Below are 20,599 nucleotides of genomic sequence, written 5' to 3'. Positions count from 1 at the left end.
TACTACCGATTAAGACGGCGAGATAAAAGCGCATGCCCAGAACGTGTTAAGCCATTGGTGTGGCTCCCGTTTTGCCGTGCATGTCTTTTGGTCGTGTGCATACGGCACAGTTTATGTGAAGGATTTCAGTACCTTCGCATGCACATGGTAGTTGTTCCGGCAGCCGGCAGCTTCGCATGAGATGAGAAGATCGGGACATGCAATGCACTTTAGCCGCCGATCGGCCAGCATATCCAATGCCTCTTGAAAGGGTTGCGCGTTATGCCGACAGGCCGCGACTGCGATACGTCCGGTCACGCAGAGTGCAGGCGGTACGGCATGGCAGAATTTCACTCGGGCACGACCCGCTTCGCGGGATTGCCGCCTGGTTCTGAGATGGCGCGATATCTGTCGCTGATCGAGACCAAGCCCAACGCGCTCGATCAGCTCGCCCCCTGCAGGACTGGGGTCTGCCCGAAGCGTTCCAGTATCTGCGGCATCTGATGGAAGCGCGCATGAGCAATCGCGGAAGCTGAGTTCGTTCAGATCCTGCGGCCGATGGAGGCGATCCTGGATATCGTGACCTACGCCGTCATCGAGGCGATCCAGTTAGGCGCGATCCGCCGAAGGACTTCCCACCGTTCTCGACGGTGCAGAAATACTTCTGGCGCTGGCGGGACGAAGGATTGCTGCGCGCCGTCAACAATGAACTCGTCATGGCGGCGCGCGAACGGGAAGGCCGGGGGGCGAGCCCGTCCGCCGGCGTCATCGACAGTCAGTCGGTCAAGACCACCGAAAGCGGCGGAATACGAGGCTTCGACGCCGGCAAGAAGATCATGGGCCGCAAGCGCCACATCGTCGTCGACACGCTGGACCTGCTGGTCGGCGTCGCCGTTCACGCCGCCGACATTCAAGACCGCGCCGGCCTTCCTGAAGTCCATACTCAAGCGCTGGCCATGTCTTCGCCGACGGCGGCTATGCCGGGCCGAAACTGCGGGGTGCCCTGCAAAAGATCGACAAGTTCACAATGGAGATCATCAAGCGATCGGACAGCGCCAAAGGCTTCGAGGTTCTGCCCCGCCGATGGGGCGTTGAGAGGATCTTCGCATGGCTGGGCAGTTGCCGCAGGCTAGACAAGGGCTTCGAGCGATCCATCGAATCCGCATAGGCCTGGGTCCTCATTGCAAACATCCGCATGCTCACCCGACGGCTCGCAAGGGCCTGAAACACGGCGCTCATTCCCATTCAGACACCGCCAGAGGCTGCGCGACGAAACCTATGATGCCAGGGAATGCTCTTTCGCCGCCGAAACGACGTCGCCGACCAGATCCTGCTTCAGCAGATCGATCGGGATCCGGCCATTGAGCACAGGCGATGGGTGGATCATCCAATGCCAAGCCTGCCGCGGATGGGTGATGTGCGCCAGCACGTCACGAATGCCGGAAGCAGGCCTTCCATCGACGAACTGCGCCAGGGGGAACACATGACGCTGCCGGCCCTTTCGCAACGCGATGACCTCGTTGCAACGGAACCACCGGTGCAAGGTAGATCGTGGTATGCGGAGGTTCTCTTCCAGATAGGTAGCTCCCGCCACGCGGCCAGCCCACTCCTCGATGGTCATGGAGTCGAGATCGCCGCCACGGGCCTGACCTTGCGTCGACAGGGTCGCTGGCTGCGCCAACATTCCAGGATCGCCACCCTCACCTGCCACGCACTGGCGAGACGCCTCGGCAGCAAGGGCACGGATAAACTGCGAGGCCAGATCAGGCAGTTCGGGCGATATGCTACTCGGCAGCTGCGTCGCCGCCTGGCGGGCGACAGCATCGAACGATCTCCGCTTCGCGGGCGGCCACCCAGTAGTACTCTCACCGCCAACGGCCAGTATATTCTTCAGCTCACTGAAGAAGAACTCGGTGTACTTGTTGACAAGAGTTATTCCGCGCGTGTAAATATCTTCGGACATTTCCAATTAATCCTTGCCAATGCAAAGAGAGCATCAAGCTGGAGATTCGATCACGGGGCGTCTTTGATCATTGCGAAACTGCCCCGCCGATCAACTGGCGACTAACGAAGTCGGCTCAACGCCTTTTGCCGGCTAGGCGAATGCAAGAAAGCTTTCATCGATACCCTCCCTTCGATGCGATCTGCGCCACGATCCGCTCCCCTGGGGGGCTCCTCCGTGGTCGGGATGCTCGGCCAGGTACCTTTGTCCAATCGATACCGTGACGGATCATGCCTACAATGACTTCCGCAGTGTTGGCATAGTCGATCTGGACGACGTCCTCGCCGCGAGGGCTGAATCGAGGATCGACTGCTGGTGAGAAGCGCGACCAGGCATCGACGATGGTGGGAACACGCAGCTTCCTGCCGGTCGCAAGCTGATCGTGGACGAAGTCGATCGCCGAGGTCTGGTTGCATCTCGTCGCCTCCTGCTCGAGCTGGCCCAGCCGCTTCACCTCCGACGGCACCAGGCCGGCATGTCGCTTGCGCCAATTGTAGAAGGTCGCCTCCGATATCCCAGGGCACAGAATCAGCGGGGACACGTTACTGCGCCGGAGACGATGGCGATATTTCCGCGCTTAGTCCCGTTCATTTCCAATCTCCCCCCGTCTACAAGGCGACGAATGGCATCCCGGTACTCGCCGACCAAGCGTCCGCACAGGTCACCAGTCGATGGGAGGTCGAGAATCGAGCCGACACCCTGTCCGGCCGACCAGTAATTTTTCCAAGCCTTCGCCTCGCTTTCAACCTGCATGTTTCCATGTGCGGGAAGATTATCGGGGTCCAGTCCGGCCGCGACTATGCTCGCGCGGAGGAAGTTGGCTGGGATGCCGGAAATGTTGGGTGTGTAGATGATGTCGCTCGCATTGCTGTCGAGCAGCATCTGCTTGAAATCTGCATCGACCATCGATTCCTGCGTGGCGATGAAGCGCGTGCCTATATAGGCGAGATCGGCGCCCATCATCAGGGCCGCCGCGATCTGCGCCCCTGTCGAGATGGCACCGGAAAGCGCGATCACGCCGGGAAAGAAAGAGGCGATCTCCGCCACGAGCGCGAAGGGACTGATGGTTCCGCCATGGCCGCCGGCGCCCGCTGAGACGGCGACGATGCCATCGACGCCCGCCTCGGCCGCCTTTTCGGCATGGCGGCGCGAGATCACGTCGTGTAAAACTACGCCGCCGTAGGAATGAACGGCGTCGACGACCTCGCGGACCGCACCGAGCGAGGTGATCACCACGGGCACCTTGTGGGCCACCGTCCTTTCGAGATCGGCCTGCAGGCGGCTGTTCGTCTTGTGGACGATGAGGTTGACGCCGAAAGGGGCGGCATCCGGATGTCCGGCGAGCCGTGTCGCGATTTCCTGGAGCCAATCGTCGTAGCCCTGTGTGGTGCGCTGGTTGAGTGCGGGAAAGGTGCCGAGGGCGCCCGCCTTGCATGTCTCGACCACGAGATCGGGACCCGATGCCAGGAACATCGGCGCGGCGATGACCGGCAGGCGGAGCTTGTTTTCGAGAAGCCGTGGCAGGGGCATGTGACATCATCCTGTCTTGTCCGGTCGCGTATGACGGCCGATGAAATTACATGGTCGGTTCAGCGTTCAGATCGACGTAAACCTCTTGACCTCGTCGATGACCGATGCAGAAAGCTGCCTCGTCGCGAGGAGCAAGTTGACATGCGCGATCGTCTCGGTCAGCGCGAACCCGATCTGGCGGTGGTCGAACTCGCGCAGGAAGGTATGCGGAACGAGTTCGCGGGCCGAGAGCCGCCGGTGCCGGCAGGCGGCGACGATCGCCGCGCAGCGGGATTCATGATGCAGGCGCAGGGCCTGGGCGCGGGCATGCAGGCCGTGGAAGGGAATGTCGTGCCCCGGCAGGACGAGAGCCGAGTCCGGAACTTCCCGTCGCAGCATCTCCAGCGAATCGAGATAGTAGGACAGCGGATTGCCTTCGGGGTCGCTAGGCACGATGCTGATATTGGGCGAGATGCGCGCCAGAACTTGGTCGGCGCAGATCAGCACCTTGCCCTCGGCGTCATATAGCATTGCGTGCTCGGGCGAATGGCCGCCGCCGACCATGAGGCGGAAATTGCGCTTGCCGATCCTGAATTCCTCGCCGGCGTGGAGGATCGTGACCTCATCAGGCAGTTCGGAAACCCAGCGATGATAGTCATGCCCGTTTGCCACGACCTGATCGGCCAGGTCCGGCTCCATGCCGTTGAGCCGGTAGATGCTGTGGAACCGCGCATGCGTGGTGGTCTCCTCGGTCGCCAGCATGCGCTGGGCCAGCGCCAGCTCGCTCTCGGTCATGACCAGCGGGACGTTGTGGCTCCGGCACAGCCATCCAGCGACGCCGACATGGTCGGGGTGGAAATGCGTGACAATGACGCGCCTGAGCGGCCGGCCGGGGACTGTCTCGGCGAGCAACTGGTTCCAGTGGTCATGATTGGTCAGACTGTCCGTGCCGGTATCGATCACCGTCCAGCCGCCGTCGTCTTCTAGCAGGTAGACGTTGACATGATCGAGCTGGAAAGGGAGCGGCAGCCGCGCCCAGAAGATGCCGTCCGCCACCTCGATCGTCCGCCCCGGTGCAGGCGGGACGGGCTGGGCAAAGCTGAGCGCGGCATGCATGATCATTCCAATCTGAAAAGGACAAAGTTTCGGGCGGGCTTGCGATCTTGGCCGGTGCGCGAAAAATCGCAACCGACGCGTCAAACCGTGGTTTGCTTCCTCATCTGGCTCTTGCCGCTGAGCTGTTCCCGCAGAACATGCTTCTGGATCTTGCCGACGGCGTTTTTGGGCAGGGCGTCGAGGAAAACGACCTTCTTCGGCACGTTGTAGCCCGCCTTGCGCGCCCGCACGAAAGCCGAAATGTCGCTGGCCAGTTCGTCCGAGGGCTCATAGCCGGGCCGGAGCACGACGACAGCGCAGACTAGTTCCTCATAGATGGGGTCGTCGAGGCCGATGACGCCATTGTCGGCCACTGCCGAATGGAAGCTGATGCAATCCTCGACCTCCTTGGAATAGACGTTCTGGCCGCCGGAACGGATCATGTCTTTCTTGCGGTCCACCAGGAAGAGGTAGCCGTCCTTGTCGCGGATGGCGATATCGCCGGTATGCAGCCAGCCGCCGGCGAGCGCCTGCGCGGTCGCCTCGGGGTTGCGCCAGTAGCCGGTCATGCGCGGACCCTTGAGGCAGACCTCGCCGGGCTCGTCGGTGCCGACGGGCTTGCCGTCGTTGTCGAGCAGTTCGAGCTCCACGCCCGGCAGCGCGCGGCCGATCGAACCCCAATGGTCGAGCACGTCATGCGACCGGCAGAGCGAGGCGAAACAGCCGGCTTCCGTCAGCCCATAGGTATGCGCCATCGAGCACATGCCTTCGCGGACTTTGAACTTCTCCGCCGCCCGGTCGAGGATACCGCTCGGGTCGTATGCCCCGTAATAGAGCAGCCGCACGGAGAAGACGTCGCGCCGGTCGAAATCCGGGTGGCTGATTAGCGCGTGCAGCATGGTCGGCACCGAGAGGATGACGGTGACCTTCTCCTTCTCGATCGTCGCAATCGCTTCCGGCGGCGCGAACTGCGCCTGCAGCACGACGGTGGCGCCGACCAGCAGGAAGAGCTTCTGGTGGTCCCAGTTGCCGATATGGAAGGGCGGGAAATAGTTGAGGAAGATATCGTCCTGGCGCACGCCGAGACCGCCGGCCATGGCCAGCGCATCCAGCACGGTGCGGCCCTGGCTGATCAGCGCGCCCTTCGGACGCCCGGTCGTCCCCGAGGTATAGATGATGATGTGATCCCAGTCGGCTTCCGCCCGGATATCCGGTTCCGCCTCGGACGCGCCCTCGAGATATTGCCTCCACTCGGCGCCGGCTTCCTCGCCCGCCTTGGGGATCTCGATGCGACGAATCGACAGGCCCTGCATCGCCTCGTTGAGCACGGCGGCAAAGTCCCGCTGGTAGAGTAGAAGCGACGGCTCGGCATCGTTGAGCGTGAAGTTATGCTCCTCCGCCCGGTGCCAGAAATTCATAGGCACCATCATGGCGCCGATCTTGGCCGCCGCGAAATACAGGCAGAAATAGTCGATCGTGTTGTAGCCGAGCACGCAGACGCGGTCGCCGCGGCCGATGCCGCCCCGCAGGAGGGCATTGGCGACGCGGTTGGTGCGCCGGTTGATCTCCGCATAGCTGATGCGTTCATTGCCGCTCACCAAGGCGAGCTTGTCCGGCATGCTCATCGCGTTGAGGCGCAGGATGTCGCCGACCGTCATCATCATCGAAGTCATCGGGGGAGGTCTCCAGTCAGAGTTCAAAGACCCGCGCGGCGTTGCCGCCGAGCCATTTGTCGATCACCGCCTCCTTGAGCGGCAACGCCTTAACCTCGTCGACCAGCGCGCCGATCGTGGTGCCGAGCAGGGTCCAGGTGGAACCGAAGATCACCTTGTCCTGCAGCATGCGGTTTCCGTAGTAGAGCAGCGGCTCCCAGCCCGAGGACGGCGCGGTGAAATGCTTCGGCCGGTGGGCGGAGATGTCGAGGAAGACGTTGGGATGGCGCCAGGCGACCATGACGCCGTCGGCGACCCAGGGCCAGCAGGCATGCAGCACCACGACCTTGAGCTTGGGGAAGGCATTGGCCATGGCGTCGATATAGCGGGGATGGCCAATATCGTAGGGCACGACCTTCCACCAGTTAATGCCGCCATGCAGCAGGATCGGCACCCCGAGCCGCTCGCAATTGGCGAAGACGCGCGACAGCCGGCCTTCGGTCGGCAGAAGCTTTTGCTTGAAGGGCGAGAGCACGAAGCCCTTCATGCCGAGTTCGCGCACGCTGCGCTCCATGTCGTCGACCGAGGCGTCGTCCCAAGGGTCGACGCCGCCCATGCCGACGAGGCGCGGATCCTTGGCGACGAACTCGGCTACGGCCTCGTTGGTGCTAGTCGCCACGCCGACCGACTTTGCATAGAGCTCGTTATAGACCACTGCCTTGTCGACCTTGGCGCTGTCGAGCATGCCGAAGAATTCCGCATCGGTCGGGCACATCTTCCGGCCCGCCGCCATCGCCTCTTCTTCGATCTGGGCGCGCGACTTGCCCGCCACCGAGGCGGGGTCGAAATGCTCAAGATAGCCGTCCATGCGGGCCAGCGTCTGCTGGGCGCGGGCGAAGGCCTCGGGCGAGGGGACGAAGCTGGAAATTGCGTCGACGATCATGCTTGGATTTCCTTGGTCTGTGATTGTTTGCGGGCCCGTATCCGGCGGGCGATCACCTGTCCAGCTGATGCAAGGCCGCGCGGCAGCACCAGCGTGACCACCAGCAGCACGGCGCCATAGATCACGAGCTTCATATGCGGCTCGAGATCGAGTGCTTCGGGCAGGCCGGTCAGCAGGATTGCCCCCAGTACCGGGCCCCAGAGAGAGCCGAGCCCGCCCACCGCCAGCACCACGAAGGCCTGGAACGAGGCGGAGAAGAAGGTGAAGGGCTCGGGGGAGATGTACTGGACGATATGGGCATAGAGCACGCCGCCGAGCGATGCGATCGCCCCGGAGATCGAGAAGGCGGCGACCTTGTAGTAGGTCGTCCGGAAGCCGAAGGATCGTGTCATCAGGTCGTCGGACTTGATGCCGCGCAGGATGAGCACGAAATTCGAGCGCCGGGCGATCGCCGCGAGGATCATCACGCCGATGAAGATCGCGCTCACGAACAGGAACATGCCGGGCAGCGTGCGCCCGTCGATCGAGAAGTCGCCGATGCCGATGATGCCAGGCCGGGTAATGCCGCCGATACCGATCGGGCCACCTGTCACGTCGACCCAGTTGTTGGTGATGTCAGAGACGATCATGCCGAGCGCGAGCGTGGCCACGGCGAAATAGAGATCGCGGGTACGCAGCACCAGCGGCCCGACCAGGGCGCTGACGATGGCGCCGGCGATCGGCATGACGGCCAGCGCCACGATCATCGGCAGTTCGAAGCGGGTGCTCAGCGCCGCCGCGCCATAGGCGCCCAGCCCATAGAATGCGCCCAGCCCGAGATGGAAATAGCCGGCATAGCCGAGGATGAAATTCAGGCCGATCGCCAGGATCGCCCAGAGCATCATCAGGAGCGCGACCGTGGTGATGTAGCCGTCATCCATGAAGAAGATGACAGCCAGGCCGGCGATGAGCAGGACCCAGCCTGCATGAGACAGATGCCTAGCCATGGTTCCCCCTCGTGAACAGCCCGCTGGGCTTGATGAGCAGAACGGCCAGGAGGAAGATGAAACCAAACGTGTCGCGATAACCGCTCGACAGGTAGCTGGCGCCGAAGGATTCCACCAGGCCGAGCATCAGGCCGCCGATGAAGGCGCCCCAGATCGACCCGACGCCCGCGAAGATGATGACGATGAACGCCTTGAGCGCGATGGCCGCCCCCATTGTCGACTGGACCGCGAAGGCAAGGCTGAAGAGTGCGCCGGCGACGCCGGCCAGGCCCGAACCGATCATGAAGGCCAGCGCGTGATAGCGCGACACCGGAATGCCCATGAGCTTGGCGGCAAACGGGTTGAGCGCCATGGCGCGCATGACGCGGCCCGGATCCGTGAAGCGTATGAAGACGTCCAGGGCGACGGTGGCGACAAGCGCCACCACGAAGATGATGATCCACATGACGGGGACGCGGGCGGAGCCGATGGTCAGGACCTCGGACGGACTGCCCGGCGTCTGGCGGGGGCTGTCGCCCCACACCATGACCCCCGCCGAGCTGATGATCACCACCAGCGCCAGCGATACAATCAGCAGGGATACTTCCGGATATCCGCCGAGTCTCGAAAAGACCGCGGCGGACAGGAAATATCCCATGGCAATGGCCACGGCCACGCCGACGACAAGAGCAAGCGCCAACGGCATGTTGAACGCCGCCATCAGGGTGACCGGCAGCATCGCCGCAACCATGACCGGTTCGCCATGAGCGAAGTTTGGAACCCGCACCACGCTGAAGATCAGGACGAGCCCGACTCCGGCGAGCGAGTAGATGGCGCCTTGCGCCAGGCCGTTGACGAGATCCTGCATTATTCGACGAAGCCCACCGGAACGAAGCGACCGTCTTTCCACTCGCGCACGACGAGGGCGAAGTAGGACTGGTGGTTCTTGAAGATCCTGCCGTCGTCCTGCGGGATCATCGGCTCGATGATCTCGGGTACGTCGGAGACCTTCAGGTCGTCGAGCACCTTGCGGATTGCCAGAATGTTGGTGACGGTGCCGGCCTTTTCGAGCGCGCGGGCGAGCACGAAGACGCCGCCGTAAGCGCTGAGCGAGGTCGCGCCGCTGGCGTCATCATAGGCGGCCCTGTAGGCTTCCTCGAAGGCCTTGGCCTTGTCGGCATTTCGCCCACCCTCGATCAGGTCGTTGGCGAGCGGCACGAAGAGGTCGCGCACATTGGCCATGGATGCCTCCGCCTGGGCGTCGATCACGTCCTTCGCCACGGTGCCGGAACTGGAGACGATCGGGCCGGTAAAGCCGAGGTCGCGCGCCTGCTTGATCGCGCGGGCGACGTCGCCGCCATAGCCGCGGATGTTGATGATATCGGGATTGCCGCGTACCAGCGCGGTGATCTGCGGACCGAACTGGGTCGCGCCGAAGGAGAAATCCTCCTTGCCGACGACTTCCATGCCCTGCTTGGTCAGCAGTTCCTCGAGGACGGGCGTCTGCTGGACGAAGCCGCTATGCTTATGGTCCGTCAGGATGCCCACGCGCTTGATGTTGCCGAGCGAGGCAATGTACTTGACCGTCGAGGTCGTGTACTGGGCTACGGCGACGCGCGGATGGTAGAGCGACTTGTCCTTCTCGGTGATGGTGATCGCCGCGCCGAGCACGACGCTGATCACGTCGTCGCGATCGCGGACGATGGGCGCGTAGGCGCCGGTCACCGCGCCGGAGAGCGAACCGACCATCAGCACCGGCTTGCCGTAGGACAGCATCTTCTGCACGGCAGTCACGCCGGATGTCGCGGCCGAACGGTCGTCATGGACGTCGAGTTCGATCTCGTATGTGGTATCGCCGACCTTGAGGCCGCCGGCCTTGTTGATCGCGTCGACAGCGAGCTTGACGGCATTGGCCTGGGCGATTCCGTTGGTCTGGCCCGGGCCGCTCAGCGACTCCAGGTCATAGAAGGTAAGCGTTTCGGCGGCGAAGGCCGAAGACGTCGCCATGAGCAGGGCGCTTCCCACGCCGAGCCCGATTTTCCTGATTTTCGACAGAAGCAGCATCCCTGATTCCTCCCTTGGGTTGCAATGTTCAATGCGAGCCGAGATAGATCTTCATGACGTCCTCACCGAGCAGCTCATCGGTCGGTCCCGATGCGGCAACCCGCCCGTCGACCAGGATGTAGCTGTGCTCGCAGAGGCCCTGCGTCAGCTGCACGCTCTGTTCGACGACCAGCAGCGACAGCTCCGAATGCTTTTTGAGATTGACGAGCGCCTCGATCATCATCTCGACGACGACAGGCGCCAGGCCGAGCGTCGGCTCGTCGAGCATCAGCACCTTGGGCTCCGACATCAGGCCACGGCCGACGGCCAGCATCTGCTGTTCGCCGCCCGACAAGCTGTCTGCGGCCTGTTCGAGACGCTCCTTGAGACGGGGGAACAGGTCCAGCACGAAGGCCAGAAGGTCTTTGCGACGGTGCGGCTTTGCGTAGCCGCCCAGCCAGAGGTTTTCGGCCACCGACAATCCGGGAAAAACCTGACGGCCCTCGGGCACATGCACGATGCCGCTGGCGACGATGCGGTCCGACGACCAGCCGGACGCATCCTGACCGGCCATGGAGATCTGCCCGCGCGCCGGCTTGACGATGCCCGACACGGCTTTCAGCAATGTCGACTTCCCGGCGCCGTTCGGGCCGACGATCGCGACGCTGGCGCCGATCGGCACGCTCAGCGTCACGTCATGCAGCACGACCGATCGATCGTAGCCGGCTGACAGATTGCGGACAGCGAGCGCCTCTCCCATTCAATTTCCCCCGAAACGCTTGCCGAGATAGGCGGCCTGGACATTCGGGTCGCGGATCGCGTCCGCGCCCTTGCCCTCGAAGATCATCCGCCCGGAATCGAGCACCATCACCCGGTCGCAGAGCCGCATCACCGATTTGACATTGTGCTCGACCAGGCCGATGGCGACGCCGGTGCCGGCGAAATGACGGATGACCGCCGAGAGCCTCTCGATCTCGGATTCCGCGACGCCCTGGAAGGGCTCGTCGAGCAGGAGAACGCGCGGCCGGCAGAGCGCGACCGCGGCGAGATTGATCATCTTCTGCACGCCGTAGGGCAGGTCCGAGAGGATCGTGTCCGCATAGGACGTCAGCGCGAAGAGCTCGAGCAGTTCGCGCGCCGAATAAGCGCGGCCGCCGGCCGATGCGTGCGGCGAGAGCGAGGCAAGCCGCAGCATTTCATTGCCGGTCAGCTCGGTGCTCGGCCGCGTGTTCTGGAAGGTGCGAAGCAGCCCGTGCCGCGCTCTGTCACTCATCGAGAGCGTGGTTATGTCCTCGCCATGGATATGCACGGAACCGGCGCTCGGCGGGTACAGGCCTGAAAGGACATTGATCAAGGTGGTCTTGCCGGCGCCATTGGGCCCGAGGATGCCGAGTATCTCCCCGGCGGAGATCTGGAAAGTCACATCGACCAGCGCCCTGAGGCCGCCGAAGTTGCGCGACACGCCCTGGCAGGCGATCGCCGCGGGCTGGCCGTCGGGCGATCCCCGTGGCGATTCGACCGTCGATGGCTGGTTTATGGCGGCGACGATTGCCATCCGAACTCCTCTTCCGGCGGCTTGTGGAACCACTCGCTTGCACAATTTTCTAACGAGCGCTTGATCAAATAGACCGCTCGTGACATGGTGTCAACATCAATTGAACAAACGTTAGGATAAGAAGCAAAGATGCGCGCTTTAGTATGTCTGGAGCAGGGCAAGCCAGCCAAATGGAGCTGGCAGGAACATGCGCTGAGGAGCGTGGGACCGCGTGACGTCCGGGTCCGCATCCGGGCGGCGGGCGTCAATTTTCCCGATAGGCTGGCCTCTGAGGGCGGCTATCATATTCCCACGCCGCCGCCTTACGTGCCCGGCCTGGAGGCGGCTGGCGACGTGCTGGAAGTCGGCCCTGAGGTCGAGGGCTACAAGGCGGGTGACCGGGTCATCATCGATGGCAGTTCCGAATTGCAGGGCCTGTTCGCCGAGGAATGCGTCGTCGACCAGTCGCTTCTCATCCCGCTGCCGGCGGCAATGGATTACGTGAAGGCGTCCGCCTTCCCGGTCGTCTATGCCACGGGCTATCACGGTCTGGTCCAGCGGGGCGAACTCGAGGCCGGCGAAACGTTGGTGGTGCATGGCGCAGCGGGCGGTGTCGGGCTCTCGGCGATGCAGATCGGCAGGGCGCTCGGCGCGCGCGTCATCGGAACCGTCGGCGACCACACCAAGGCGGACGCATTGCGCGCCATGGGCTATCCCGACATCATCACCGTGGGCACGGAAGACGTGCGCCAGCGCCTGCTCGACCTGACCGGCGGGCGCGGCGCCGATGTCTATTACGATCCGGTCGGCGGCGAGCTTTTCGACATCTCCATGCGCGCCATCGCCAAGGAGGGTCGCATCCTCATCATAGGTGCCGCCGGCGGACAATATGGGATGCTGAAGACCAATCATGCGCTGGTGAAGGAGATCTCGGTTGTCGGCGTGCTCTACGGCGCCTGGAAGGCCCGCAAGCCAAAGCTGGCGGCCGACAACATGCGCGCGCTCGGCGAACTCGCATCCGCGGGCAAGATCGATCCGCATATCTGGAAGACACTGCCGATGAGCGAGGCGCCGGCAGCGCTCGACTATCTCGGCTCGCGCAGCGTCATCGGCAAGATCGTCGTGGTGCCGGACGGGTCGCATGCCTGAGATCGATCATTCGGCCGACGCGCGGCTCGGCGAGGTGCGGCCGCAGCACATGCTAGATCTGCCGCGCCTCGACGCCTATCTCCGCCAGCACCTCGCAGGCTATCGCGGGCCGCTCGACGTGCGGCAATATGCCGGCGGCCAGTCCAATCCGACCTACGCGCTTGCGACATCCGACCGCCGTTACGTCATGCGCAAGAAGCCGCCGGGCGTGCTGCTCGAATCGGCCCACGCCATCGACCGGGAATACCGGATGCTCACGTCGCTCGATCCGATGGGCATCCCGGTGCCCAAGGCGCGGCTCTATTGCAACGATCCCTCGATCATCGGCACGCCCTTCTATGTCATGGACCACCTGGACGGGCGTATCTTTCGTGACCCACGGCTCCCCGACCTCGATAGGTCCGAGCGTTCGGCGATCTATGACGAGATGGGCGCGGTGCTCGCCCGCCTTCATGCCGTCGATCTGAAGGCGGCTGACATCGAGGATTTCGGCCGCATGGGCGGTTATGTCGATCGGCAGATGAAGCGTTGGACGACGCAATATCGCGATACCGGCATCACCGATATCGAGGCGATGACATTCCTGATGGACTGGCTTCCGGCTCATGCGCCCTGCCACGGTGAAACGACGATTGCGCATGGTGACTACCGGCTGGAGAATCTCGTTTTCCATCCCGTCGAGCCGAAGGTGATCGGCATTCTCGACTGGGAGCTTGCCACGCTCGGCGAACCGCTCGCAGACCTTGCCTACAACTGCATGGTCTATCGCCTTTCGCTGCCGATGCAGCCGGGTTTCGACGGGAAGGTCCCCGAGGGCATTCCCGATGAAGCGGATTATGTTGACCGGTACAGCCGGCGCACCGGCCGCGCGGTCAGCGACGCGCAGTGGCGTTTCTACATGGCTTTCTCGCTGTTTCGCCTGGCTGCCATTTCGGCCGGCATCTATGTCCGGGGCATGAAGGGCAGCGCCACCTCGGACAACGCGCTGGCATTCCTGACCCATACCCGCACCATTGCCGATCGCGGCGCGGAAGCGGCGCAGGGTCGATAGGGGAGACGACATGGATTTCGAACATTCCGCCAAGGTGCTTGCGTTCCGCGAGAAGCTGGAAACTTTCATGGTGGCACATATATATCCGGCCGAGGAAGCGCTGATGCGCGGTTCGACCTCGCAGCCGGCCTGGACGTCGCCGTCCTCCTGGACCTCGATCGAACTGACCGAGGATCTCAAAGACAAGGCCAAGGCGGCCGGACTCTGGAACCTGTTCCTTCCCGACGCCGAGCATGGCGCCGGCCTCACCAATCTCGAATATGCGCCGCTTTGCGAGATCATGGGCCGCAGCCCCTTCGCGCCCGAGATTTTCAATTGTTCGGCACCCGATACAGGCAACATGGAACTCCTGGCGCGCTTTGGGACGCCGGAGCAGAAAAGCACCTGGCTCGATCCGTTGTTGAGGGGCGAAATCCGCTCCTGTTTCGCGATGACGGAACCGGCGGTCGCCTCGTCCGACGCGACCAATGTCGAGGCGAGGATCGAGCGTGACGGCGACGACTATGTAATCAACGGGCTGAAATGGTTCACCTCGGGCATTGGCGATCCGCGCTGCAAGGTGATCATCTTCATGGGCAAGTCTGACCCCGGCCATGCCGATGTCTATCGCCAGCAGAGCATGATCCTCGTGCCGCGCGACGCGGCGGGCGTCCGGGTGACCAGAATGCTCGACGTCTTCGGCTTTACCGAAGCGCCGCACGGGCACGGTGAAGTCACCTTCGAAAACGTGCGGGTGCCGGCCGCGAACATGATCCTCGGAGAGGGCAAGGGCTTCGAGATTGCCCAGGCGCGGCTCGGGCCGGGCCGCATCCATCACTGCATGCGCCAGATCGGCGCCGCCGAACGGGCGCTCGAACTGATGTGCCAGCGCGTCACCCAGCGTGTCGCCTTCGGCAAGCCGATCGCCGAGCAGTCGGTGACGCTGGAACGCATCGCCGAGGCGCGCGTCGCGATTGATCAGGCGCGCTTCCTCACGCTGCACGCGGCATGGAAGATGGACCGATCAGGCAACAAGGAGGCGCGCAAGGAGATCGCGATGATCAAGGTCGTGGCGCCCTCCATGGCCTGCCGCGTCATCGACATGGCGATACAAGCTTTTGGCGGCGCTGGCGTCACCCAGGACGTGCCACTGTCTCAGCTCTACGCCTGGGCGCGTTCGCTGCGCATCGCCGATGGACCCGACGAGGTGCATCGTAATCAGATCGGACGGCAGGAATTGAAACGGAGCGGGGCAGCTGCCGCTTCGCATGGGAGGACCAATGGCTGACACCTATCAGGATATCAGGGTCGATCGCGAGGGCGTGATCGCCATCATCACCATCAACCGGCCGGCGAAGCTCAATGCGGTGACGGTGCATTCGATCGATGAGATCGAGGCGGCGCTGGACCAGATGGATCGCGACGACGGCGTGCGCGCGGTCATCATGACCGGCGAGGGCCGGGCCTTCTGCGCCGGCGCCGACATTTCCGGCGGTTTCGAAGTGCCGAAGACCGGCGACCCGTCGACGGGCGAAGGCATCCAGTCCGATCCGGGCGGGCGCGTCGCGCTCCGGCTCTTCCGCATGCAGAAGCCGGTCATCGCAGCAGTGAACGGGCCAGCCGTCGGCTTCGGCTCAAGCGTGCTGCTGCCGATGGACTACCGGATTGCATCGACCACGGCCAAGTTCGCCTTTCCCTTCGTCAAGCGCGCCATCGTCGCCGAATCCTGCTCGAGCTGGTTCCTGCCGCGCCTGGTCGGCATCGCCACGGCGCTGTCGTGGATGATCTCCGGCCGGACGTTTCTCGCCGAGGAGGCGAAGGCGGCGGGGATGATCCAGGAGATCGTCGAGCCCGACGCCTTGATGGAGCGTGCCCGGACCGTTGCACACTCGTTCATCGCGGAAACATCCTCGTCCTCGGTGGGGCTGGTGCGACGGCTGCTCTGGACGATGCTCGGCCAGGATCATCCGATGCAGGCGCACAGGCTGGAATCGCGTGGGCTCGTTGCGGCCTATCGCGGGCCGGACTACGAGGAAGGCTTCAAGTCGTTCCTCGAAAAGCGCCCGCCGCAATTCTCCTCAGCCCCGAGCCGGGACTTGGCATTTGCCAATTCTTGGTGGGCCGAGCCTGGCTTCGAGGAAGAATAATGGGTGACTTGGGTCCAAAAAGCTGGGTAATGACTAAACAAGCGCTTGATTGTCGCATGCATGCTTGTAATGGGATGGGATGGCGGCAAGGCTTGTTGGGGCAGCCAACGCCCGGGGATATCGGATGAAAGTCAAAAAGAGCGTTCAGAAAAGCCAGGCCCCTGACGATGCAAGGGCGGAAGCACGGCGGCGCCAGATCATGCAGGAGGCCGCGAAGCTCTTTGGATCGCGCGGATTTGAGGCGACGACGATACGCGATATCGCCTCGGCCGCCGGCATCCTGGGCGGTTCGATCTATTATCACTTCGGATCCAAGGAAGATATCTTCCTAGCCGTGCACTCCGCGGGTATGGAGACGATCACCAACAGCGTGCTGGAGGCGATCTCCGACATAGACGATCCCTGGGAGCAACTGGAAGCTGCCGCCGTCGCGCATTGCAATGCGCTGCTCTCGTCCGGTGAACTGCCGGTGATCGTGTCGCCCTATTATTCCGAGTCCCTCAAGACGCTTCGGCCGCAGTTGATCGCCCAGCGCGACCGATACGACAAGATTATGGCGGGAATCGTCGAGCGGCTCGATCTGCCGCCCGGCATCGACAAGCATATTTTCCGGCTGCATTTTCTCGGCGCGCTCAACTGGCTGCCAACCTGGTATCGGCCGAAATCCGGCATGCTGGCAGCCGATATCGGTCGCCAGCTCGTCGCGATGGTCCGGCGCTGACCGGACTCGCCGCCGATCTGCGGTGGCAGTCCAGCCAACAGGGAGCGCTCAACGCGGTCCCATCCGGATCGCGCCGTCAATGCGGATGGTTTCGCCGTTGATCATGGTATTTTCGACGATGTGAACGGCCAGTGCCGCATATTCGCTCGGCTCGCCGAGGCGCGACGGGAACGGTACTTGGGCGCCGAGGCTGTTGCGGATTTCTTCCGACACCGTCATCAACAGGGGGGTCAGGAAGGTGCCGGGCGCGATTGTGTTGACGCGAATGCGGGACTGGGCGAGGTCGCGCGCCGCCGGCAATGTCATGCCGACGATGCCGCCCTTCGACGAGGCATAGGCTACCTGGCCGATTTGACCTTCGTAAGCAGCGACGCTTGCCGTGTTGATGATGATGCCGCGCTCCTCGCCGACGGGTTCGAGCGGGATCATGCGTGCCGCCGCGAGCCGCAGCATGTTGAACGATCCGATCAGGTTGACCTGGATGACCTTGCTGTATTCGGCGAGGGACAATGGACCGTTCTTGCCGACCGTCTTGCCCGCGGGCCCGATGCCGGCACAATTGACGAGGATGCGCGCGGCGCCATGCTTCTCGGCGGCGGCGTCCAGTGCGTCGGCGGCACTTTCCTGCGTCACGTCACAGGTGAGTGCCAGACCACCAATTTCCGCCGCCACGGCTTCGGCGCCATCCAGGTTGACATCGAGCACGGTCACCTTCGCACCCTTGGCCGCCAGCGCGCGCGCCGTCGCGGCGCCCAGGCCGGAACCACCGCCAGTGATGACTGCTGCGACGCCCTTGATGTCCATGAATGCAACTCCCTTGCTTGCGGTCGTCCGGTCACGCGACCGTTTCGAGCCATGTTTCGAGAATGTCGTCCGCTTTCAGCACTGTCGATGGCGGTGGCGACTGGATGGAAGACGGGGTGCGCGAGAAACGCGGCGCCGGGGCCGACTGGCGGACGCCCGCGACCTCGACGAAACTCTTGCGGGCGACGATATGCGGATATTCTTCTGCCTCGGTCATCGTCAGGACCGGCGCGAAGCAGGCATCCGTCCCTTCGAGGATCGCGCACCATTCGGCCCGGCTCTTGCGGCGGAATATCTTTTCTGCCTTCGCCGATTGCGAAAGCCATTTCGCGCTGTCGTTCTGGTCGGCGAATTCGGAACCGTCGAGGCCCGCCTTCTCGCGGAGCAGGCTGTAGAATTGCGGCTCGAGCGCGCCGACGGAAATGTACCTACCATCGGCACATTCGTAGGTCCTGTAGAAATGCGCGCCACCGTCCAGGAAATTGCCGCCGCGCAGCCGCTCGTCCCATTGCCCTTCGGCGGCGAGCGAATGGAAAAGGGTCATCATGTTGATGACGCCATCGACCATGGCGCAATCGACCACCTGGCCCAGGCCGGTCTGGAGGGCTTCGACACGCGCGGCGAGAATGCCGGAGACTAGATAAAGCGCGCCGCCGCCATAGTCGCCGACGAGATTGAGCGGCGGCACCGGCACGCCGTCCGCCGGGCCGATGGAGCCAAGCGCGCCCGTCACGGCAATGTAGTTTATGTCATGCCCCGCGGCGCGCGACAGCGGCCCTTCCTGGCCCCAGCCGGTCATGCGCGCATAGACGAGCTTGCGGTTGCGGATGCCGGGGGCGTTCGGACCAAGGCCCATGCGCTCCATGACGCCCGGCCGGAAGCCCTCGATGAGAACGTCGGCGGCATTGATCAGTTTGTGCGCGGTGGCGACGTCGGCCTGCGTTTTGAGATCGAGTTCGACCGAGCGTCTGCCGCGGCTGGTGATATCGGTCGGCTTCGAGCGCCCCTTGCCCCTGCGGTCGATCCGCACGACATCGGCGCCCATGTCGGAGAGGATCATGGCGGCGAGGGGAGCCGGCCCGAGACCGGCGAATTCGATAATGCGCATCCCGCGAAGCGGACCTGTGGCGTTGTTCACCATTTGATATGTCCTTCGCGATGCTGGTAACCGGGGCGGCAGCTATCGCCGCCCCTTCTTTCTACCAATCGTTGGTTTGGTGAAATGACGCTGAAATGCTCGTGGAAACGGGAGATCAAAGGCATTCTCAGCGTCCGACGAATCGTGCCGGCCGCTTCTCACGAAAGGCGGCGACGGCTTCCTGGGCGTCCTCGCTGGCGACGAGGCCGCATTGGACGACGCATTCGCGCTCGAGCTGCTGGGCGAAGTCGTGACCCGTGGCTTCGTCTAGGATGCTCGACAGCGCCCTGAGACCGAGGGGCGGCGCATCCGCCAGCAATTGCGCCAGCGTCCGGACTTCGCTCGGAAGGTCTGCGTCCGGAACCGTCTTCCAGATCAGCCCCCAGTCCGCCGCATCGCGCGCGGGCAGCCTGTTGCCAAGCATGGAGAGGCCCTTGGCGCGCGCGCGGCCGACGAGGCGCTCCATGTGCCAGGTGACACCCATGTCCGGTACCAGGCCGAGCTTCGGTGTGAAGACCTGCATGAAATAGGCCGACTCGGCCGCGACCACGATGTCGGCGGAGAGAGCGAGGCCGATGCCTCCACCGACTGCCGCGCCGTTCACCGCCGCGATCGTCGGCTTCGGAAAGGACTGCAGTTCCTCCATCAGCGGATTGATCTCGTTGCGCATCAGCGCGGCGAGCTTGGCCGGCCGCTCGGAGAGCGGTCCATCCAGCGCTATCTCGGGATCGCCGAGGTCGGCGCCGGTGGAGAAGGCGCGACCGCGTCCGGTCAGGATGACAGCCCGTATGCGATCGTCCTCCCTGATTTCGCGAAGCACGGCGCGCAGCGCGCGTATCGTATTCCCGGCCAGCGCGTTCATGACCTGCGGTCGGTTTATTTCTACGGTCGCGATCCCTGCCTCGACTGAGACGACGATTGATTCTTGGCTCATGCGGGTGCCTCCTTGATCTACAAATCAAACATTTGTTTGTTACTTGTCAAGCCATTCCGCGCCTGCTATCGAAAAGGCATCAGAAAGCTTGGTCGGGGGGGACTGTCCTTGTCGGGACCGCATATCAGACTGGATGTCGAGCGCGACATTGCCGTTGTTACGATGGCGCGTCCGCCCGTGAATGCGTTTACGCCGGGCATGTATGAGGAGATCCGCAAGACCTTCCATGCCATCGCCGACGACAGGAGCATCCGGGTCGCGATCCTTGCCGCGGAGGGCAGGACCTTTTGCGCCGGCAACGACATCAGCGGCTTCCTGGAGCAGACCTTCGACCAGTCGGAAGCCGAACTCGCGCTGATCCGCGTCGCCTTCAACGCGCTGCAGGATTGCCCCGTGCCCGTCATCGCCGCCGTCAACGGCGCGGCGATGGGCACGGGCATCGTGCTTTCGGCGCTGTGCGACATCCGCATCACATCCGAAAAGGCGTTCTTCGCCCTTCCGGAGATCGCGGTCGGCGCCATGGGCGGCGCCCGGCATGTCATGCGCATGGCACCGCAGGGCATCACCCGGCTGATGGCCTTTACCGGCTGCCGTCTTTCCGCAGAGGAAGCCCTGCGCGTCGGCATGGTCGAGCGGGTGGTGCCACCGGAGGCGCTGATGACGACGGCGATGGAGATTGCCGAGCAGATCGCGGCCAGGAGCCCGAACGCGATCCGCCTCGCCAAGCAGGCCGCGAACCGCGTCGAGATGATGCATCTGAAAGAGGCCTACGAATACGAGTGCACGCTGATTTCCTCGCTGCGCAAGAGCGACGAGTCGCGCGAGGCCGCGCTCGCCTTTATCGAGAAACGCACGCCATCCTTCGCGGTTGGCCGGTGAACCGGCCCGACATGGCATGAATCGCGTCCGCGAAAAAAGCAAACGATTGTTAGAATTACAAAACACGAGAGTTGA

19 protein-coding genes and 3 pseudogenes are annotated in these 20,599 nt (G+C 63.5%); 8 read left to right on the top strand and 14 right to left on the bottom strand.

Annotated elements, in window-relative coordinates:
- Positions 1-369 precede the first annotated feature (369 nt).
- Positions 370-600, top strand: a pseudogene (locus ACSQ3E_RS29470) (IS21 family transposase); the annotation flags it as partial.
- A gap of 2 nt (positions 601-602) precedes the next feature.
- Positions 603-1,144 (top strand): annotated as a pseudogene (locus ACSQ3E_RS29465) (IS5 family transposase); the annotation flags it as partial.
- 111 nt (positions 1,145-1,255) lie between these two features.
- On the opposite strand, the gene ACSQ3E_RS29460 reads toward ACSQ3E_RS29465, so the two are convergent.
- From ACSQ3E_RS29460 to ACSQ3E_RS29410, 11 genes and pseudogenes are all read right to left on the bottom strand, one after another.
- Complete coding sequence (locus tag ACSQ3E_RS29460) at positions 1,256-1,942, bottom strand: antitoxin Xre/MbcA/ParS-like domain-containing protein (protein WP_436125356.1); 687 nt, start codon at positions 1,940-1,942, stop codon at positions 1,256-1,258.
- A 307-nt stretch (positions 1,943-2,249) separates the two neighbouring features.
- Positions 2,250-2,393 (bottom strand): annotated as a pseudogene (locus ACSQ3E_RS29455) (IS3 family transposase); the annotation flags it as partial.
- Between the two features lie 116 nt (positions 2,394-2,509).
- The gene (locus ACSQ3E_RS29450) at positions 2,510-3,511 is read right to left on the bottom strand and encodes an NAD(P)H-dependent flavin oxidoreductase (protein WP_436125355.1); all 1,002 of its coding nucleotides are present in this window, start codon (positions 3,509-3,511) and stop codon (positions 2,510-2,512) included.
- A 66-nt stretch (positions 3,512-3,577) separates the two neighbouring features.
- A complete protein-coding gene (locus ACSQ3E_RS29445; protein ID WP_436125354.1) occupies positions 3,578-4,606 on the bottom strand; it encodes an MBL fold metallo-hydrolase in 1,029 nt (342 codons plus the stop codon).
- A gap of 80 nt (positions 4,607-4,686) precedes the next feature.
- Positions 4,687-6,258 carry an AMP-binding protein gene (locus ACSQ3E_RS29440; RefSeq protein WP_436125353.1) on the bottom strand — a complete coding sequence of 524 codons (1,572 nt, stop codon included), beginning with the start codon at positions 6,256-6,258 and terminating at the stop codon, positions 4,687-4,689.
- Between the two features lie 16 nt (positions 6,259-6,274).
- Positions 6,275-7,180, bottom strand: a complete 906-nt coding sequence (locus ACSQ3E_RS29435) for an amidohydrolase family protein (protein WP_436125352.1) — start codon at positions 7,178-7,180, stop codon at positions 6,275-6,277.
- On the bottom strand, positions 7,177-8,166 hold the full coding sequence (locus ACSQ3E_RS29430; protein ID WP_436125351.1) for a branched-chain amino acid ABC transporter permease: 990 nt from the start codon (positions 8,164-8,166) through the stop codon (positions 7,177-7,179). The genes ACSQ3E_RS29435 and ACSQ3E_RS29430 overlap by 4 nt, the downstream gene beginning before the upstream one ends.
- Complete coding sequence (locus ACSQ3E_RS29425) at positions 8,159-9,013, bottom strand: branched-chain amino acid ABC transporter permease (RefSeq protein WP_436125350.1); 855 nt, start codon at positions 9,011-9,013, stop codon at positions 8,159-8,161. Before ACSQ3E_RS29425 ends, ACSQ3E_RS29430 begins: the two co-directional genes overlap by 8 nt.
- Complete coding sequence (locus ACSQ3E_RS29420; RefSeq protein WP_436125349.1) at positions 9,013-10,209, bottom strand: ABC transporter substrate-binding protein; 1,197 nt, start codon at positions 10,207-10,209, stop codon at positions 9,013-9,015. The genes ACSQ3E_RS29425 and ACSQ3E_RS29420 overlap by 1 nt, the downstream gene beginning before the upstream one ends.
- Before the next feature lie 28 nt (positions 10,210-10,237).
- On the bottom strand, positions 10,238-10,948 hold the full coding sequence (locus ACSQ3E_RS29415; RefSeq protein WP_436125348.1) for an ABC transporter ATP-binding protein: 711 nt from the start codon (positions 10,946-10,948) through the stop codon (positions 10,238-10,240).
- On the bottom strand, positions 10,949-11,743 hold the full coding sequence (locus ACSQ3E_RS29410) for an ABC transporter ATP-binding protein (RefSeq protein WP_436125347.1): 795 nt from the start codon (positions 11,741-11,743) through the stop codon (positions 10,949-10,951).
- A gap of 129 nt (positions 11,744-11,872) precedes the next feature.
- On the opposite strand from ACSQ3E_RS29410, the gene ACSQ3E_RS29405 reads away from it, so the two are divergent.
- The 5 genes from ACSQ3E_RS29405 (at position 11,873) to ACSQ3E_RS29385 (ending at position 16,769) form a co-directional block, all read left to right on the top strand.
- Positions 11,873-12,871: an NADPH:quinone oxidoreductase family protein gene (locus ACSQ3E_RS29405; RefSeq protein ID WP_436125346.1), complete on the top strand. Its 999-nt coding sequence runs from the start codon at positions 11,873-11,875 to the stop codon at positions 12,869-12,871.
- Positions 12,864-13,922, top strand: a complete 1,059-nt coding sequence (locus ACSQ3E_RS29400) for a phosphotransferase (RefSeq protein ID WP_436125345.1) — start codon at positions 12,864-12,866, stop codon at positions 13,920-13,922. The genes ACSQ3E_RS29405 and ACSQ3E_RS29400 overlap by 8 nt, the downstream gene beginning before the upstream one ends.
- A gap of 10 nt (positions 13,923-13,932) precedes the next feature.
- Positions 13,933-15,189: an acyl-CoA dehydrogenase family protein gene (locus tag ACSQ3E_RS29395; protein WP_436125344.1), complete on the top strand. Its 1,257-nt coding sequence runs from the start codon at positions 13,933-13,935 to the stop codon at positions 15,187-15,189.
- Positions 15,182-16,048: an enoyl-CoA hydratase-related protein gene (locus ACSQ3E_RS29390; RefSeq protein ID WP_436125343.1), complete on the top strand. Its 867-nt coding sequence runs from the start codon at positions 15,182-15,184 to the stop codon at positions 16,046-16,048. The genes ACSQ3E_RS29395 and ACSQ3E_RS29390 overlap by 8 nt, the downstream gene beginning before the upstream one ends.
- Positions 16,049-16,172: 124 nt before the next feature.
- Positions 16,173-16,769 (top strand): TetR/AcrR family transcriptional regulator, encoded by a 597-nt coding sequence (locus ACSQ3E_RS29385; RefSeq protein WP_436125342.1) that lies wholly within the window; start codon positions 16,173-16,175, stop codon positions 16,767-16,769.
- Positions 16,770-16,817: 48 nt separating this feature from the next.
- Here ACSQ3E_RS29385 and ACSQ3E_RS29380 read toward each other — a convergent pair whose 3' ends face one another.
- The 3 genes from ACSQ3E_RS29380 to ACSQ3E_RS29370 form a co-directional block, all read right to left on the bottom strand.
- On the bottom strand, positions 16,818-17,573 hold the full coding sequence (locus ACSQ3E_RS29380) for an SDR family NAD(P)-dependent oxidoreductase (RefSeq protein ID WP_436125341.1): 756 nt from the start codon (positions 17,571-17,573) through the stop codon (positions 16,818-16,820).
- Between the two features lie 31 nt (positions 17,574-17,604).
- Positions 17,605-18,681, bottom strand: coding sequence for a CaiB/BaiF CoA transferase family protein (locus tag ACSQ3E_RS29375; protein WP_436125340.1), 1,077 nt, complete (start codon positions 18,679-18,681; stop codon positions 17,605-17,607).
- 157 nt (positions 18,682-18,838) lie between these two features.
- Positions 18,839-19,645: an enoyl-CoA hydratase-related protein gene (locus tag ACSQ3E_RS29370; protein ID WP_436125339.1), complete on the bottom strand. Its 807-nt coding sequence runs from the start codon at positions 19,643-19,645 to the stop codon at positions 18,839-18,841.
- Positions 19,646-19,753: 108 nt separating this feature from the next.
- Here ACSQ3E_RS29370 and ACSQ3E_RS29365 point away from each other — a divergent pair, with 108 nt between their 5' ends.
- Complete coding sequence (locus ACSQ3E_RS29365) at positions 19,754-20,524, top strand: enoyl-CoA hydratase-related protein (protein ID WP_436125338.1); 771 nt, start codon at positions 19,754-19,756, stop codon at positions 20,522-20,524.
- The last annotated feature ends 75 nt before the right edge of the window (positions 20,525-20,599 follow it).

Origin of the sequence: Aminobacter sp. LjRoot7, from assembly GCF_964252895.1 — a bacterium.
Taxonomy (GTDB): Bacteria; Pseudomonadota; Alphaproteobacteria; order Rhizobiales; family Rhizobiaceae; genus Aminobacter; species Aminobacter aminovorans_B.
This window is presented reverse-complemented; position numbering and strand designations above follow the sequence as displayed.